Source organism: Enterococcus diestrammenae, from assembly GCF_049384045.1.
GTDB classification, from domain to species: Bacteria; Bacillota; Bacilli; order Lactobacillales; family Enterococcaceae; genus Enterococcus_C; species Enterococcus_C diestrammenae.
In genome coordinates, this window is the sequence record NZ_JBMRGR010000001.1 from 99,817 (window position 1) to 115,339 (window position 15,523).

Consider the following 15,523-nt stretch of genomic DNA (forward strand, 5'->3'; position numbering starts at 1 on the left):
ATGGGGGTCTTAAAGACTGGGTTACGTTGCTCAAGGAAAGTTGGCCTAACTAAATGGGGAAATTAATTGATGTCACACCGCATCAAACGTATCAAGTCACCGGCGTTCCCGAACAGCCAGAGATTAAAAAGCATTTGCAAGATTTAGGCTTGATTGTCGGCAGTGAAGTGATCTTGCTGAAGACACAGAGCAAAAGCGGTATTGTTTTGTTGCACAATAACCGGATAGCCTTGGATTACAGTATTTTAGAAGAAATCCAAGTCAAGCCTGCTGGTATTAGTAAAGAAATTTTATCTTTGGATCAACTGTCTGTGGGGGATACTGGTCAAGTCGTCCTTATTTTTGGGGAAGGGGCGATTAAACGGCGGCTGATGGATATGGGGTTGACGAAGCGGGTAGCAGTCACTGTGAAAAAATTGGCGCCTTTGGGAGATCCCATCGAACTGTCCCTTAGAGGGTATGCACTATCCTTACGCAAAAGTGAGGCGGAGTACATCTTAGTCGAACGGGAGGTCACCAACTGATGTCAAAAAAAGAAATGCAAATCGCCCTGACCGGTAATCCCAATAGTGGGAAAACCAGTACTTTTAATGCCTTGACAGGTTCGTTGCAATACGTCGGGAACTGGCCAGGGGTCACCGTCGAACGTAAAAGTGGCAAACTGAAAAAAGACAAGGGGATTACCATCCAAGATTTACCGGGAATCTATTCCTTGTCGCCTTATTCACCTGAAGAAGTGGTGACGCGAGATTACATGCTTAGTGGCCAGCCAGACGGGATTTTAAACATCATTGATGGTTCCAACATTGAACGCAATCTTTACTTGACTACCCAATTGATGGAAATCGGTTTGCCTATGGTCTTGGCAATCAATATGATGGATATTGTAGAAAAGTCCGGTAAGCGCATCAATTTAGATAAACTGGCTTATGGCTTGGGTATTGAAGTGGTGGGCATGAGCGCTTTGAAGAAGCAAGGGTTGGATCAAGGGGTCCAAAAAATGATCACCGCTATTCAAGGAGCACAAAAACCGCTGTTTCCATCTTATGATGAGCGGGTCGAGGCAGCCTTGACTGAAATGATCGATGTATTAGGAAATACGGTACCGGAAAAACAAGCCCGTTACTACGCCATCAAACTTTTCGAAAAAGATCCGTTAGCCATAGAACAGTTGGAGCTTTCCAAAATTCAACAAAAAGACATCGCAGAAATTATCGCCATCACTGAAAAACTATTTGACGATACCAGCGATGCGATTTTGATCAATGAACGTTATGAATTTATCGGTCGTTTGATGACTTTGTGCATGACTCAAGAAGGGGATTTGCGCCTATCCATCTCTGATCGTATCGACCAAGTGGTGACCAATCGCATTTTGGCCTTGCCGATTTTTGCTTTTGCCATGTGGGGGGTCTATTATTTGTCCATCCAAACCGTCGGCGTGATGGGGACTGACTGGGTCAATGATGTCCTTTTTGGCGAGTTAGTGCCCAATCATGTGGCTGGTTGGCTAGCGGCAGGCAATGTCGCTCCTTGGATGCAAGACCTTTTGCTCAATGGCATCATTTCTGGGGTTGGGGCGGTCTTAGGCTTTTTACCACAGTTGTTGGTCTTGTTCCTATGTCTATCCTTACTTGAAGATTGTGGCTATATGTCTCGCATCGCTTTTGTGATGGACCGGATCTTCCGCAAGTTTGGCTTGTCTGGTAAATCCTTTATCCCCATGCTAGTGGCTACCGGATGTGGGGTGCCCGGGGTGATGGCGAGTCGTACGATTGAAAATGAAAAAGATCGCCGCATGACTGCCATGATTACGACTTTTATGCCTTGTAGTGCAAAACTACCCATCATCGCCTTGATTGCCGGTGCTTTTTTTCCAAATGCTAGTTGGGTGGCTCCTTCTGCTTACTTTTTAGGGGTAGCAGCGATTGTGTTTTCCGGTATTGCCTTGAAAAAGACGAAGTTATTCGCTGGGGATCCGGCACCTTTTATTATGGAGTTGCCAGCTTATCACTTACCCCAACTGCGAGGGGTCTTGCATCAAGTCGCGGATCGAGGGCTATCCTTTATTAAAAATGCTGCAACGATTATCTTTGTTTCCAGTATCATCATTTGGTTTACCTCCACACACAGCTGGACTTTGCAAGCTGTTGGGGAAGAAAACAGCATCTTAGCTGGCTTTGGCCGCTTGATTGCTCCGTTGTTTGCACCATTAGGTTGGGGCAATTGGCGGGAAACCGTTGCTGCCATTACTGGTTTAGTGGCGAAAGAAAATGTCATCGGGACATTTGGTGTCTTGTACAGTGGCATGGACCAAGTTGCCGAAAATGGTGTGGAAATCTGGGGACCACTGCGGGCCACGTTGACACCAGTAGCCGCCTATTCCTTTTTAACTTTTAACTTGTTGTGTGCCCCTTGTTTTGCTTCGATTGCCGCAATCCATCGGGAAATGGGAGCACTGAAATGGACCTTGCGAGCTGTTGCTTATCAATGTGGGTTAGCTTTTGGTGTCAGCTTGATGATTTATCAATTTGGGCATTTGATTTTTGAAAATGGCCAATTTAACGTTGGTACGGTAGCGGCCTTGGCGGTCTTGGGCTTTATGCTTTGGAGTTTGACTCGCAAAGTCAAAGTCAAATCTTCTGCTGATTTTGTCCTCACCATGCCAGAAGTCATTGCCAAAGAAGGAGCGAAATAATATGTTTTGGACGATTGTCTTGAGTATTGCAATTTTCGGTGGTGCTGGCTGGGTAATTTTTAATCGCATCACCGGCCGTTCTTCAAAATGTGAAGACTGTAAGTGCGGCTGTAGTGTGAAAGAAAACACACTTTTGCAACAGAGCAATATGCGTCTTAAAGAATAAAGAAAAGCCCTTGAAAACGGTCTGGTAGTCGGTTTCAAGGGCTTTTTGTTTAAAAAAGGTTTTACAAGAAGAAAAGTATCAAAAAGGCTAACCTATCAGGCCTTCAGCGGCAAATCATGCGGCCTTTGCTGATGTTTGGAAAAGGTAAGATTTAGGTTGTAAATTGCTGTGCTAATCTCAGTGGAATATTTGTGAACACGCCAGTCAGCCTCGTGCATTAACTAGGAGAGTGAGGGAGTGGCTTACATCCCTACCAAACACATCAAACACAATAAAAACATCGTCGTCAGTACGGTACCCATCATCATCAGTTCGAGTTGTTTCGGTGTGGCAGCTAGTTTTGATGGAGTGGCATGAAGCACCGTGGCTTCAGAAAAATGAGTAGCAATAAATTTTTCGTAAGGGATTGCTTGGGGCGTCAACGCGACTGTGACATCGGTGGCATTTTCCGTCAATTTACCTTTTAGTTCTTCAAAGGTGACGACGCTCCAATAAATCGTCGGATAGTCTCGCATCAATTGCCGGAGACTTTCGTTGGAAAACTTAGCTTGGCGGGCTTCAGAAGGCAGGCCACGGGTAGTAATCTGGGGTCCGGTGGCTACCAGATAGCCGGTTGTGCGACCCAGCACCATGGCTTTTGGCGCCATCATATACATAAAGTCTTCCCGTTTAGGTATGATCAGTTTTATTTGAGGATTTAACTGACGAATTGTTTCGACAAATTTTTCCGAGACAGGTGGCAGGGCCGCTGCTTGGTATTGGCCAAGGTCATGATTGGTCAAATCATGACCGGGGATGATTTCCCAATCATAATCAGGATAGGTGAGTTTCAAATAATTGGTAAATCGTGGCAAATACTGCTGATCTTGCCAAGTCCACTGAATCGTATTGTTTTGTTGGTGGCTGATGGTGACGATGATGCCTTTCATAAGGAGGGCTCCTTTCTTAGCTGAGTATATTACCAGGGACGCAGGGGAATTTCGCCAGTGACGATACCTTGGAGGGCGATGGCGACGAGGATCATCATATAAAAGAGCCCAGCCATAATGATGCCGATATCATACATGTTTTCACCTTGGCCATAGAGATTGGCCCCGCGTTTGGTTTTGAATAAATAACGACAGGATTGAATCGCGCAAACGATCGCAAACAGTAACGGTACCAGTGCGGATTTTGGCTGAAAAACAATCTGACAAATCAGAGCAATTAAGCAGAGTACCAGATAGCTGATCAAAAAACGGCGGGCGACGAAAAATTTCGGCTGTTTTTGTGAAGGTAAAGGACCTTCCACTAGTTCTGTTAAGGAAACTTGGTAATATTCACTAAGAAGGATTAAGTTTTCGAGATCGGGTTGGCCCTTGCCGTTTTCCCAATTGGAGATGGTTTGGCGGCTGACAAAGATTTTTTGAGCCAGCTCTTCTTGGGTTAGCTGATGTTCAAAGCGTAATTCCTTTAGCCGTTGATTGAGTTCCATAAGTTTTCCCACCTTTTTTAAAGATTGCTTGCTACTTCTTCATGATAGCAGACCCTTTTCAAAAAGGTGGGCTTTTCTCTGGATTTCCTTGTCAAAATCTCTTGTCATGGCTTAAGGACGGCTTTTTTGAACCCTTCAATGAATTAGGAAAGGTTGCGATTTAGGAAAAAATTCTGAGGCTCTTTGGCGAAGGGAAACTGGCTAGCGACGGATTAAGCAATGACGATGTTCTTTTTAGCCATTTAATGGTAAAATAAGCCTGTTTGTTTTGTGAGTAAAGGCACAATTTTTGTCTATTACAATAACAAGCCCTCTAAATATGAGGCGCAGCTAAAGAAAGAAAGGACTTGAAGATGGCCTATAAAAATTTACATGAATTTATCCAAACCTTGGAAAAGCAACAAGAACTCAAGCGGGTGAAGGCGCAAGTTTCGGCGGATTTGGAAATCACTGAAATCACTGATCGAATTTCCAAAGCTCATGGGCCGGCGTTGCTGTTTGAAAATGTTGCCGGGTCCGAGTTTCCTGTTTTAATCAATGCTATGGGTTCTGAAAAACGGATGGCCCTTGGCTTAGGGGTGGATAGCCTCAATGACGTGGGGGAACAGATTGCGGATTTGATCAATATGTCCAACTATGCCGGGTGGGTGAAAAGCGCGACTCAATTGCCAAAACTTTCACGAATGGCAGCGGTTTTTCCCATCAAAGTCAAAAAAGGGCCTTGCCAAGAAGTGGTGATGACTGATCCGGATCTGACCAAATTGCCAATACTCAAATGTTGGCCGCAAGACGGTGGTCCTTTTATCACCTTGCCGTTGGTGATGACCAAAGATCCTGATACCGGGCAACAAAATACCGGCATGTACCGGATGCAAGTCTATGATAAAAAGACCACTGGTATGCATTGGCATTGGCATAAAGATGGTCGGGAAATCTATGAAAAATATCGCAAGCTTGGAGGAAAAATGCCGGTTTCCGTAGCTTTGGGAGGAGACCCGGCCATTACGTATGCGGCGACAGCACCACTTCCCAAGATGATCGACGAAATGATGTTGGCGGGCTTTTTGCGAAAGCGACCAGTGAAAATGGTCAAATCGATTACTAATGATATCTATGTACCGGCAGAATCGGAGTTTGTCATTGAAGGCTATGTGGATGTCACTGAACCTTTGCGTGAAGAGGGTCCATTTGGGGATCATACGGGGTATTATTCATTGGAAGACATGTATCCAGTCTTTCATGTCACGGCCATCACTCACCGCAAAGATGCTGTCTATCCGGCAACCATCGTTGGGCAACCACCGATGGAAGATGACTATATGGGATTGGCAACGGAACGGGTCTTTTTACCCTTGCTTAAGATGATGGCTCCCGAAATCACGGATTTGGCGATGCCTTTTGAAGGCGTCTTTCATAACTGTGTGATCGTCTCCATCAAGAAAAAATTCCCTTATCATGCCCATAAAGTGATGAATACTTGTTGGGGCATAGGGCAGATGATGTACACCAAGATGATCATCGTGGTGGAAGATAGCGTCGATCCCCATGACTTTTCGACAGTCGCTTGGAAAGTCTTCAATAACATCGATGCCAAACGGGATTTCGTCTTCAATGAAGGGCCCCTAGATGCGCTGGATCATTCCTCACCAAATGCCTTTTTTGGAACGCGCTTAGGTATTGATGCTACTCGCAAATGGCCAGAAGAAGGTCACACCCGACCTTGGCCGGAAGATGTGACGATGGATGAACAGACGAAAAAACAAGTGACGAAACGGTGGTCTGATTATGGTTTGGATTAAAAAGGCCGCTGACAAACTCCATAGCTATGGGGTGTTAGTCATGTTTCAACACACGATTTTCTCCTTTTCTTTTGGGATTATTTCGTTGCTACTAGCCTCAAATGGGACCTTTCATTGGCGGAAGATTTTCTTATTGTTGGTGGGATTATTGGCAGCCCGCACCGGTGCCAATGCCATCAATCGGGTTATCGATGCGGAAATCGACCGAGCCAATCCACGGACGGCGGTGCGCCAGATTCCCCAAGGTAAGATGAGCAAAAAAGAAGCGTTGTGGTTTAGCGTTGCGTGTTTTATCGTGACAGTGATTGTGGCAGGGCTTTTGGGACCAGTCACTCTGGCCTTATCACCGGTTGCTATCTTTTTTATGGTCATTTATTCCTATACGAAACGCTTCACGGCTTTGTGTCATCTGGTGCTGGGCTTTACCTGCGCCATGGCACCAGCGGGAGCGTGGATTGCCATCACCAATAGCTTTTCTTGGACCGCCTTCTTCTTGTCCGGAGCCAATATGCTGTGGGTGGCAGGTTTTGATATTATTTATGGTTCCCAGGATGTGGCTTTTGATCGCAGCCATGGAATTCACTCGATTCCGGCAGCAGTGGGGGTCAAAAATGGTTTATTGATTGCGCGTATCTTTCATGGAATGACCTTTATCTGTCTAGTTATGGTAGGCTTGGTGACTCCCGCATTTGGTTGGATTTACTTTTTGGGATTAGCCGTGATTGGTGCATTATTGATTTTGGAACATCTGGTGGTTCGTCCGGATCACTTAGCCCATGCGGAAATTGCTTCATATAACGTCAACGAAATTGTCAGTCTCGTCTTTTTGGCGATTGGCTTGTTGGATGTCTTTTTCTAGGCGCAAAAGGAAGTGACTTTTGCCGGACTAGCTTCACCGTGGCTTGCAAATCAGGCCAACTATTGGAAATAGGTTTGAACGGAAATATTTGGGTAGCAGGACGAAAAAGTGAATAGAGGAGTTTTTTAGTAATGAAAAAATGGATGACAACAGCAGGAATTTTGGCACTGGCAGCGATGACTTTAGGCGCATGTGGCACAACAGCTAAAGACACAAAGGAAAGTACGGCTACCAAAGATGAAAAAGTAACCACTTTGACTTTAGGTGTGATGCCTTCTACCGATAACATTCCCTTGGTTTTAGCCCATGAAAAAGGCCTCGATAAAGATCATGGAGTCGATATTCAATTAGAAAACTTCAAGGCAGCTAAAGATCGGGATGCCGCTTTCCAAGCCGGTAAAGTCGATGGGGTCTCCACCGATTTAGTGGCGATTGCGATTTACCAAGAAGCGGGGATGGATGTAAAAATTACCGGGAATACTTACGGAGAATTCGACTTGGTAACCGGTGATGATAGTATTCAATCCGCCGCTGATTTAAAAGGCAAGGATGTCATTTTGTCGAAAAAAACAGGGACGGAATATGCCGTTACCCAAATTTTGGCAAAAGCTGGCCTACATGATTCAGATATCAACGTCAGTGAAGTCCCACAAGTGCCAACTCGTTTGGAATTGTTAAAAAATAAAAAGGCCCAAGCTGCTATTTTGCCAGAGCCTTTTGTTACGATGGCCGTTGCCGATGGTTTGCGGGTGTTGGATTCTACTCGTGAAATTGGCATCAATCCTTTTGTTATGGGGATGCCAGCGGATGTCATCGACGAAAAAGCAGATGCGATTAAAGGAATGTATGAAGCTTATAATGAGGCTGTCGATTACATTAAAGAACATGATAAGAGCGACTATATTCAATTGTTTATCGATGAAGTCGGCTTCCCAGAAACGTTGAAAGAACAAATTACCGTCCCTGACTACACCCACGCTGAACAAGCAACAGATGAAGATATCACTGCAGCTTTTGCTTGGGCGAAAGAACATGACTTGTTGACCAAAGACTTGAAACCAGCGGATGTTTTGTCAGACGTTTACTTCAAGTAAAGCGGCAGCCGGTAACTGTTTAAAAATCAGGGGTCAAAGATAACCATGACAGCGACCTTTTTGCGGGTCGCTGTTTCACATCTTGCAGCCTAAGAAACAACTTTGCAGGAAAAAGCATTACCAGAAAGGAAAATCAACTATGTCACGAACTTACCAAGGACGTTCTATCGAATTGCTGGCACCAGTGGGAACTTTTGCAGATTTTAAAGAAGTTATCCAGAGTGCCGCAGATGCTGTCTATCTAGGCGGCAAAAAATTCAATATGCGCATGCACAATCCGAAACACAATCTGACCAATGATGAAATTTTGGAGGCGGTAGCGATTGCCCATCAATTGGGTAAAAAAGTCTATGTCACCTTTAACAATATGATGACAGATGCTGAACTTGCGGATGCGGAGGACTATCTACGTTTTTTAGAAGCCGCTCAAGTAGATGCATTAATCATCCAAGACTTCGGTGCTGTTCAGTTGATTAAAGAGTTAGGTCTCAATTTGGAACTACATCTAAGTATTATGGCTAATACTCACAATGCTGAAATGCTGGCAACTGCTAAGGAGCTAGGGGTGACCCGTTGTGTAATTTCTCGAGAAGCCTCTTTGGCTCAAGTGCAAGAATTTGTTCGGGAATATCCTGGTTTGGAGTATGAATATTTTATTCATGGGGATATGTGCATTGCTCATGGCGCTCAGTGTTATGCCAGTGGTGTTTATTTTGGCAAAAGTGGCAACCGGGGCCTGTGTATGAAACCTTGTCGGTGGGCCTACCAAGATGCGACAGCTGACGATCCAAAAGCGGCTTTGGTGTATCCGATGGCTGTCAAGGATATGTCTTTGTATCAACACATTCCTGAACTAATCATGTCTGGGGTCAACTCCTACAAGATTGAAGGTCGGATGCGGGGAGCAGACTACTTGATTGAATTGATTAACTTATACGGAGAAGCCATCGATCGGTTCTTAGCAGATCCTGTCAGCTATCAGACTGATTTGGACAAAGTAGCCTATCTCGAAGAAAATCGGGTGCGAGACCTTTCGACGGCCTATGCATTTGGCAAACCTGGCTTAACCAATATCGCGATGGACGGGCAGCGGGAACCCCGGGTTTTCTCCCGTCCATTGGAAGAACCAGTGATGAAACCTCGCCGTGTAGAAAAGGTTGCGGCTCATTTACAAGAGTTATTGGCAAAAGAAACCGCAACGGCGACTGCTCAGCAAGCTGTTGTAGCACAAACTGAGGCTTCGGTAGGGGTGCCGACGTTAGTTGCACAAGCGACAGCCGCAGCAAATGATGCCATCGAAATTCGGGTTACAGTGGATAACAAGGATGCGGCGATGGCTGCTATTGCCAGTGGAGTGGACAGTGTATACTTGTCCGGCGAAGTTTTGGAACCAAATCCTGCCTTTAGTATTGCCGACTTGCGAGCTATTGCCGCAGCAGCCAATGAGGCTCAAATCCCTGTTTATTATGTCCTACCACGAATGTTGGACCAAAATCAGTTTCGGCTGTTGGATGATTTGATTGCCCAGTTACCAGCAATGGGTATCACCGGTCTGTTGGTTTCCAACATTGGTGAAACCCATCGTTATCAACATACCGGTCTGAAGTTGCGTGGGGACTACGGCTTGAACGTCTATAATCATTTGAGTGGTAAGTTTTATCAAGAACAAGGCTTGGAATCCGTCACTCTTTCCATCGAGGCTCCAGCCACCATTTTAGCTACAACGCCTGCTCAAATGCCTTTACCAAGCGAAATTTTGGTTCAAGGAGCACCGACGTTGATGTATATGGAACACTCTTTCAAGAAAGCACAAGCAGATCGTACCGATAACGATTGGATCGATGGTGGGGACGCCGGAGACAATTTGGACTTAATTGACGAAAATGGTTTTGTCCGTAAGATTCGTTGCGACCAATATGGTAAAAATCATCTGTTACCTACCAAAGATTTTGACTATGCTCCTCTTTTACCGGAAATCCGCCAAACTGGCGTGGGGGCAATCCGAATTGAAGGCAAAGAATACGATGGGGCAAGCTTGAAACAAGTGATTGCCATCTATCGGGAAGCCTTAGCCAGCACGGAGGCTACGTTGTCAGACCGGATGGCTTGGTCAGACCGCCTTGCGACTGTCACCGGTCACGACCAAAGTTTGCAGACCTTGATTTTTGACTAAGCACTACGTTTAGAAAGGATGAATCTTTCATGAGTTATCTAGGACCAGCAGGCGTTATTGCCAAGAAAAACGAATATTTTGTACCTTGTATCAATCATTTTTATAAAAATCCACCTCAGTTTGTCAAAGGGGAAATGCAGTACTTGTTTGACTCCGAGGGGAAAAAATACTTGGATTTTTATGCCGGCGTTTCCGTGATGAATTGCGGCCATTCCAATCCGGCGATCATCAACCCGGTGATCGACCAAATCCAAGACTTGCAACACGTCTGCAATATTTACTTGACAGAAAACGGGGTCAACTTGGCGGAAAAACTAGCGGAAGTAACCCCAGGGGATTTAAAGCGGACCTTCTTTGTAAACTCAGGAACGGAAGCCAACGAAGGGGCGCTGTTGATGGCGCAACTGTATACCGAAGCCCATGAATTTATCGCTTTGGATTTGGGACTTCACGGTCGTACCCAATTGACCATGAGTCTCACCGGTATCGGCATGTGGCGCACCACCGACACCCCCAACGGTGGCATCCATTTTGCTCGTAATCCATATTTCTATCGAGATGGGCAAGGGCAAACTCAAGAAGCATTTGAAGATGAATGTGTGGCGGATGTGGCTCGTTTGATCCGTCGGCGAACTTCTGGCAAGATTGCGGCTATGATTGTGGAACCAATCCAAGGAAATGCCGGTATCGTCATCCCGACACCGCACTATTTTAAGAAATTAAAAGCGTTGCTAGAAGCTCACAATATTTTATTGATTGTCGATGAGGTCCAAACAGGTTTTGGCCGGACAGGCAAGATGTTTGCTATCGAGAATTTCGGTATCGTGCCAGATATCATGACGGTAGCCAAGGCTTTGGGTAATGGTTTTCCGATTGGGGCCTATATCACCACCGACAAAATCGCGGCCGCCTTTACCCGGCCATCCGCTTCGACACTGGGAGGCAACCCCGTCTCCACCATGGCAGGTTTATCAGTCTTGACTTATCTAGAAGAAGCCAAACTCTTGGAAAATGCCAATGCCCGTGGCGAACAACTGCAAAATGGCTTGCGAGAACTGGCTACTCGGTATTCTCTGATTGGAGACGTACGAGGCTTGGGCTTGATGGTAGGGGCTGAACTCGTTACCGATCGCAAGACCCTTGCCCCTGCTGCAGATCAAGTTGATGTGATTTTGGAAAAAATGAAAGATCGCGGAATTTTGGTGGGAAAAAATGGTGAAAACCGCAATGTTTTAGCGATGCAACCGCCACTGGTTATCACTGAAGAGGACGTAGCCTTCTTCTTACAAAATTTGGATGAGGTTTTGACGGAAGTGGAATCGTAAGAAAGGCTGAGGGAACTCGTTTAACTCTTGAAAATGAAGTTACTGGTTGGACTTAGCGGTTTTTGCTGGTGAAAATTTTGAATATCTTAGTCTAAAAAAGCCAAACGTTGATGAGGTGGTACCCATCGGCGTTTGGCTTTTTACTATTTTGCTTGTTGTTTAAGCGTTTCAAAAAAAGCGACTTCGCTAGCGGTCAAATCCGCTAATGGGACCACCGCTGCTTGGTTGATAGCGAGAAAGAGGTAGGCCATTTGATCAACAATGACGATTTGATGAAGGTCATGATAGAAAATTTTGGTGACCCCCTTTTTGGAGGTCTGGGTGAAATAATCATTATAAAAGTCAAAGCGCAGCGGAAGGTTTTGCACGCTTTTGTTACTGCGGTAAGCTTTAATGGCCTGTTTGGCAAACATTTTGGGAGACAATCGTAACCCAATAAGCCAGCCTAAGAGAACCGCAAAGAGCAGCCACCATTTATCCGTCAGTAAAAGCAGTAAAACAGCTAGCACCACCACCATGCCCGTAATTAAGAGCCGAGAGCGACGGCCAATCTCGCCATATTTCCAAACGACATCACTCAAGTTTGCAATCATTGCTTCGGTATAGGTACTTTGGACAGTGAAAAGAGCTGTTTCCATGATGGTTCCTCGCCTTCGTTTAGATTGTTCAAGCGCTTAGAGGGTCAAGAAGGTGGATAAAATAAAAAATGGAAGGCATGAACGTCTTCAAAATGCTTTCGCACCGGCGTTCATCCTTCCGTGGGTTTGGCACCCAATGGGTTGTGAGGGGCTCGAACCCGCGACCCGCTGATTAAGAGTCAGCTGCTCTACCAACTGAGCTAACAACCCGTAACTTTCCTATAAGAAAAGTACTTTATTATGTTAGCACTCTGTTTTTAAAAAAGCAAGAAGGAAAAGTAAAAAATTTTTATCAATCAAAAAAATGATAAGCGTCACAGTCAAAAAGAGTCCTTGCACCTTCTTGCTATCTAAGCAGGGAACACAAAGAGCTACTTGTAAGTCGCCAACGTTTGAGATCATATAGTCGTTTCGCCTGGATTAGCGAGCGCTAAAGGCATTCACTTTCACTTTTTTTTAATGCTCATTAAAGAAAAGTGGGGTCAAATTTTTAATGTAAAACTTTCGTAAAAGAAAGTTTACCACAATGCAAAACCCCGTTCACAATTTTTTCACATTTACCGGTTATATTAACAGTGTACCAACAAACAACCTGTCTTATTCCAAGACAAACCCTAACACTTTTTCATTTTTACTCCTGCCTACTGGTCCCCCGCCAGTAGGTCTTTTTTTTGCTATCGAGAGAGGAGTAGCCGTCTGCCCTTTTGTTTAGTGGGAATAGTTTGGAAACAGGAGACGGAGCTAGTCGTTTTTCAAAATAACTAAAGTTTCGCTAATGAAACCCTATTTCAGCTTTTTTATGATCTTATTTCGTGCTATAATTCATCTAGTTTCTAAAACTAGATAATCGGTTTATGGAAATATAGAGGTGAGCTAAACTTGGAACAAATGAAAGAAGAACTTAGTCAGTGGGGGGCTGAAATGGCAAATTGTCGTTTGCCAAGGTGGCAAGAGTTGCCAGATCTGGAGCTCTATATGGATCAAGTCATCAGCCTAGTGGACGTTTATTTGACCCCATTTATCAAACCAGAAAAGCACAATTTGCTGACCAAATCCATGGTGAATAACTATGTCAAGCTAGGCCTGATACCAGCGCCCAAAAAGAAGCGTTACACTAAGAACCATGTCGCTTTTTTGATTGCGATCACCACGTTGAAACAGGTATTGACCATTCCGGAAATCAAAGAGGGAATCTTATTTCAGGGACGAGTGGAGGGTATTTCCCAAGCTTACGATCTGTTTTGTGATGAGACGGAAAAAGCCGTTGCTCACATCGCAGCTATGGCCCAAGGAAAAGTTGCAGCGCCAGATGTTGCCCCACTTCCGGTGAGGTATTTTGCTGTGCGGACAGCCACCACTTCCTTTGCCAATAAGCTTTTGGCGGAAAAAGCCATTCAATTGGAAATGGCGTATTTAAGTAAGATAAACAACCCGGATGATTAACAACAGTCCGTTTTACTGAATAAAATTAAGAATCTACAAAAGGAGTACAACCCATGAACAAAGAAAAAATTGCTATATTAGCGGATTCTGGTAGTGATGTTCCACAAGATTTTGTGGCAGAAAATCAGATCTTTACCTTGCCTTTGAAAGTGATCTATCCTGAAGGGGAGTATGTCGACAAGCTTGAAATCTCCACGGATCAAGTTATCCAACGAATGCCTGGCGAAATCCCTACGACTTCTTTACCTGATGGACAGGCTATTATCCGGGTATTTGATGAAATCAAAGCAGCAGGTTATGAAAAAGTAATTGCTGTGACGATTTCCAGCGGTTTGTCTGGGACCTGTAATATGGTGCGGCTTATGGCAGAAGAGTATCCTTCATTGGAGATTTTTGTCTTGGATACGAAAAATATCGGGATTGCCTCAGGATTACAGGCAATTCGCGCAGTCGAGTTAGTCAATGCTGGGTTGCCTTATGGTGAGATTTGTGATCAACTCACTAATGAAGTTCCCCGCAATAAAGTATTTTTCAGTGTAGCAACCTTAGAATATTTGCAAAAAGGTGGGCGGATTGGTTTAGTGACAGCCATCTTAGGCACAGCGCTGAAGCTCAATCCCATCATCTCTTGTAATGATGAAGGGGTTTACTATACCGTAGCGAAGTCTCGCGGGCGTGCCAAAAGCTTAGCTAAAACGATGGAATTGGTGAAACAAACAGTGGGCAGCCATCAAAAATATCGACTAGCCGTCGCCCATGCTGGTGCCGAAGACGAAGCGCGGGCAATCCTTCACCAATTGGAAAAAATACTACCGCATACGGTCGAACCAATCCTCTTTGGTGAAATTTCTCCTGCTTTAGTCGTGCATACTGGTCCTGAGTTGATCGGTATCGGCGTCCAAGTGTTGGACTAAAATCTGCTGGGCCTTGTCTTGCTATCAAAAGAAGACAAGGCTCTTTTTGACAGCAAAATCGATGGGACTTAACTTTTAGGACTAGTCTCCTTATGAGGGGGATAAAGGGGATGCGAATCGCCTTTCTTAAGAAAATTTAGCGGGGAATCACTGGAAATTCAGGTTTTCGTGAAAACGATGTGAAAATGGGGTATAATGGAAAAGACGAAATTAAGAACAGAAGAGGTGCTCTTTTTGAAAAAAATACTAGTGGTTGATGATGAAAAGCCAATTTCTGATATCGTAAAATTCAACCTATCCAAAGAAGGTTACGACGTATACACCGCCTATGATGGTGAGGAAGCGCTGGAGAAAGTCAAAGAAGTGGAACCAGATTTGATTTTATTGGATCTGATGTTGCCTAAAATCGATGGCTTGGAAGTTGCTCGGGAAGTCCGTAAAAACTACGACATGCCGATTATCATGGTAACTGCCAAGGATTCCGAAATTGACAAAGTCTTAGGGCTAGAACTTGGCGCCGACGACTATGTAACCAAACCTTTCTCTAATCGTGAGCTAGCTGCGCGAGTGAAGGCCAATCTGCGCCGGGGTTCCCAAGCGGCCAAAGAAGCCGAAGAACCGGCAAACAACGATTTGACCATTGGTGACCTAACGATTTTACCGGAAGCTTACATGGTGACCAAAAATGGTACCGCCATCGAATTGACTCACCGAGAGTTTGAGCTATTGCATTATTTGGCGAAGCACTTAGGGCAAGTCATGACCCGTGAACACTTACTCCAAACGGTGTGGGGCTATGATTACTTTGGGGATGTCCGGACGGTGGATGTTACGGTACGTCGTCTTCGAGAAAAAATTGAAGACAACCCAAGTCATCCTAATTACTTGGTCACTCGTCGCGGGGTAGGCTACTACTTGCGAAATCCGGAACAGGAGTAAA

The 15,523-nt window shown here is 44.9% G+C and carries 14 protein-coding genes and 1 tRNA gene; 11 read left to right on the plus strand and 4 right to left on the minus strand.

Annotated features, from left to right (window positions below; genetic code table 11):
- The first annotated feature begins 53 nt into the window (after positions 1-53).
- The 3 genes from ACO03U_RS00485 to ACO03U_RS00495 are packed head-to-tail and all read left to right on the plus strand — an operon-like array spanning position 54 to position 2,864.
- The gene (locus ACO03U_RS00485) at positions 54-524 is read left to right on the plus strand and encodes a FeoA family protein (protein ID WP_161870151.1); all 471 of its coding nucleotides are present in this window, start codon (positions 54-56) and stop codon (positions 522-524) included.
- On the plus strand, positions 524-2,698 hold the full coding sequence (feoB, locus tag ACO03U_RS00490) for a ferrous iron transport protein B (RefSeq protein ID WP_237583962.1): 2,175 nt from the start codon (positions 524-526) through the stop codon (positions 2,696-2,698). The genes ACO03U_RS00485 and feoB overlap by 1 nt, the downstream gene beginning before the upstream one ends.
- A gap of 1 nt (position 2,699) precedes the next feature.
- On the plus strand, positions 2,700-2,864 hold the full coding sequence (locus tag ACO03U_RS00495) for a FeoB-associated Cys-rich membrane protein (RefSeq protein WP_161870152.1): 165 nt from the start codon (positions 2,700-2,702) through the stop codon (positions 2,862-2,864).
- A 242-nt stretch (positions 2,865-3,106) separates the two neighbouring features.
- On the opposite strand, the gene ACO03U_RS00500 is transcribed toward ACO03U_RS00495, so the two are convergent.
- On the minus strand, positions 3,107-3,793 hold the full coding sequence (locus tag ACO03U_RS00500) for a hypothetical protein (RefSeq protein ID WP_204684863.1): 687 nt from the start codon (positions 3,791-3,793) through the stop codon (positions 3,107-3,109).
- 29 nt (positions 3,794-3,822) lie between these two features.
- Positions 3,823-4,338: a helix-turn-helix transcriptional regulator gene (locus ACO03U_RS00505; RefSeq protein ID WP_204684862.1), complete on the minus strand. Its 516-nt coding sequence runs from the start codon at positions 4,336-4,338 to the stop codon at positions 3,823-3,825.
- 353 nt (positions 4,339-4,691) lie between these two features.
- Between ACO03U_RS00505 and ACO03U_RS00510 the strand changes: the two genes are divergently transcribed.
- The 5 genes from ACO03U_RS00510 to ACO03U_RS00530 all read left to right on the plus strand — a co-directional run bounded on the left by ACO03U_RS00510 (position 4,692) and on the right by ACO03U_RS00530 (position 11,588).
- Entirely contained in the window at positions 4,692-6,137 is a 1,446-nt protein-coding gene (locus ACO03U_RS00510; protein WP_204684860.1) for a menaquinone biosynthesis decarboxylase, read from the plus strand.
- Positions 6,124-6,996, plus strand: a complete 873-nt coding sequence (locus ACO03U_RS00515) for a UbiA-like polyprenyltransferase (protein ID WP_204684858.1) — start codon at positions 6,124-6,126, stop codon at positions 6,994-6,996. Before ACO03U_RS00510 ends, ACO03U_RS00515 begins: the two co-directional genes overlap by 14 nt.
- Before the next feature lie 131 nt (positions 6,997-7,127).
- Positions 7,128-8,090 carry an ABC transporter substrate-binding protein gene (locus tag ACO03U_RS00520; RefSeq protein WP_204684856.1) on the plus strand — a complete coding sequence of 321 codons (963 nt, stop codon included), beginning with the start codon at positions 7,128-7,130 and terminating at the stop codon, positions 8,088-8,090.
- 139 nt (positions 8,091-8,229) lie between these two features.
- A complete protein-coding gene (locus ACO03U_RS00525; protein ID WP_204684854.1) occupies positions 8,230-10,263 on the plus strand; it encodes a peptidase U32 family protein in 2,034 nt (677 codons plus the stop codon).
- 29 nt (positions 10,264-10,292) lie between these two features.
- Positions 10,293-11,588 carry an aspartate aminotransferase family protein gene (locus ACO03U_RS00530; protein ID WP_204684852.1) on the plus strand — a complete coding sequence of 432 codons (1,296 nt, stop codon included), beginning with the start codon at positions 10,293-10,295 and terminating at the stop codon, positions 11,586-11,588.
- Between the two features lie 143 nt (positions 11,589-11,731).
- Here ACO03U_RS00530 and ACO03U_RS00535 read toward each other — a convergent pair whose 3' ends face one another.
- Both ACO03U_RS00535 and ACO03U_RS00540 read right to left on the minus strand, forming a co-directional pair.
- Positions 11,732-12,226, minus strand: coding sequence for a YcxB family protein (locus ACO03U_RS00535; protein WP_204684850.1), 495 nt, complete (start codon positions 12,224-12,226; stop codon positions 11,732-11,734).
- A 137-nt stretch (positions 12,227-12,363) separates the two neighbouring features.
- A tRNA-Lys gene (locus ACO03U_RS00540) sits at positions 12,364-12,436 on the minus strand.
- Between the two features lie 669 nt (positions 12,437-13,105).
- Here ACO03U_RS00540 and ACO03U_RS00545 point away from each other — a divergent pair.
- The 3 genes from ACO03U_RS00545 (at position 13,106) to yycF (ending at position 15,522) form a co-directional block, all read left to right on the plus strand.
- Positions 13,106-13,669, plus strand: a complete 564-nt coding sequence (locus tag ACO03U_RS00545) for a DUF1836 domain-containing protein (protein WP_204684848.1) — start codon at positions 13,106-13,108, stop codon at positions 13,667-13,669.
- A 53-nt stretch (positions 13,670-13,722) separates the two neighbouring features.
- Positions 13,723-14,583 (plus strand): DegV family protein, encoded by an 861-nt coding sequence (locus ACO03U_RS00550; RefSeq protein WP_161869862.1) that lies wholly within the window; start codon positions 13,723-13,725, stop codon positions 14,581-14,583.
- A 234-nt stretch (positions 14,584-14,817) separates the two neighbouring features.
- Positions 14,818-15,522, plus strand: a complete 705-nt coding sequence (yycF, locus tag ACO03U_RS00555) for a response regulator YycF (RefSeq protein WP_161869872.1) — start codon at positions 14,818-14,820, stop codon at positions 15,520-15,522.
- Position 15,523 lies beyond the last annotated feature (1 nt).

Bases quoted from the DNA above. Each gene is read 5' to 3' on its own strand.
- ACO03U_RS00530 (WP_204684852.1), top strand. From the start codon at position 10,293: ATGAGTTATCTAGGACCAGCAGGCGTTATTGCCAAGAAAAACGAATAT.
- ACO03U_RS00485 (WP_161870151.1), top strand. From the start codon at position 54: ATGGGGAAATTAATTGATGTCACACCGCATCAAACGTATCAAGTCACC.
- ACO03U_RS00535 (WP_204684850.1), bottom strand. From the start codon at position 12,226: ATGGAAACAGCTCTTTTCACTGTCCAAAGTACCTATACCGAAGCAATG.
- feoB (WP_237583962.1), top strand. From the start codon at position 524: ATGTCAAAAAAAGAAATGCAAATCGCCCTGACCGGTAATCCCAATAGT.
- ACO03U_RS00520 (WP_204684856.1), top strand. From the start codon at position 7,128: ATGAAAAAATGGATGACAACAGCAGGAATTTTGGCACTGGCAGCGATG.
- ACO03U_RS00515 (WP_204684858.1), top strand. From the start codon at position 6,124: ATGGTTTGGATTAAAAAGGCCGCTGACAAACTCCATAGCTATGGGGTG.
- ACO03U_RS00510 (WP_204684860.1), top strand. From the start codon at position 4,692: ATGGCCTATAAAAATTTACATGAATTTATCCAAACCTTGGAAAAGCAA.
- ACO03U_RS00525 (WP_204684854.1), top strand. From the start codon at position 8,230: ATGTCACGAACTTACCAAGGACGTTCTATCGAATTGCTGGCACCAGTG.
- ACO03U_RS00495 (WP_161870152.1), top strand. From the start codon at position 2,700: ATGTTTTGGACGATTGTCTTGAGTATTGCAATTTTCGGTGGTGCTGGC.
- ACO03U_RS00500 (WP_204684863.1), bottom strand. From the start codon at position 3,793: ATGAAAGGCATCATCGTCACCATCAGCCACCAACAAAACAATACGATT.
- ACO03U_RS00550 (WP_161869862.1), top strand. From the start codon at position 13,723: ATGAACAAAGAAAAAATTGCTATATTAGCGGATTCTGGTAGTGATGTT.
- ACO03U_RS00505 (WP_204684862.1), bottom strand. From the start codon at position 4,338: ATGGAACTCAATCAACGGCTAAAGGAATTACGCTTTGAACATCAGCTA.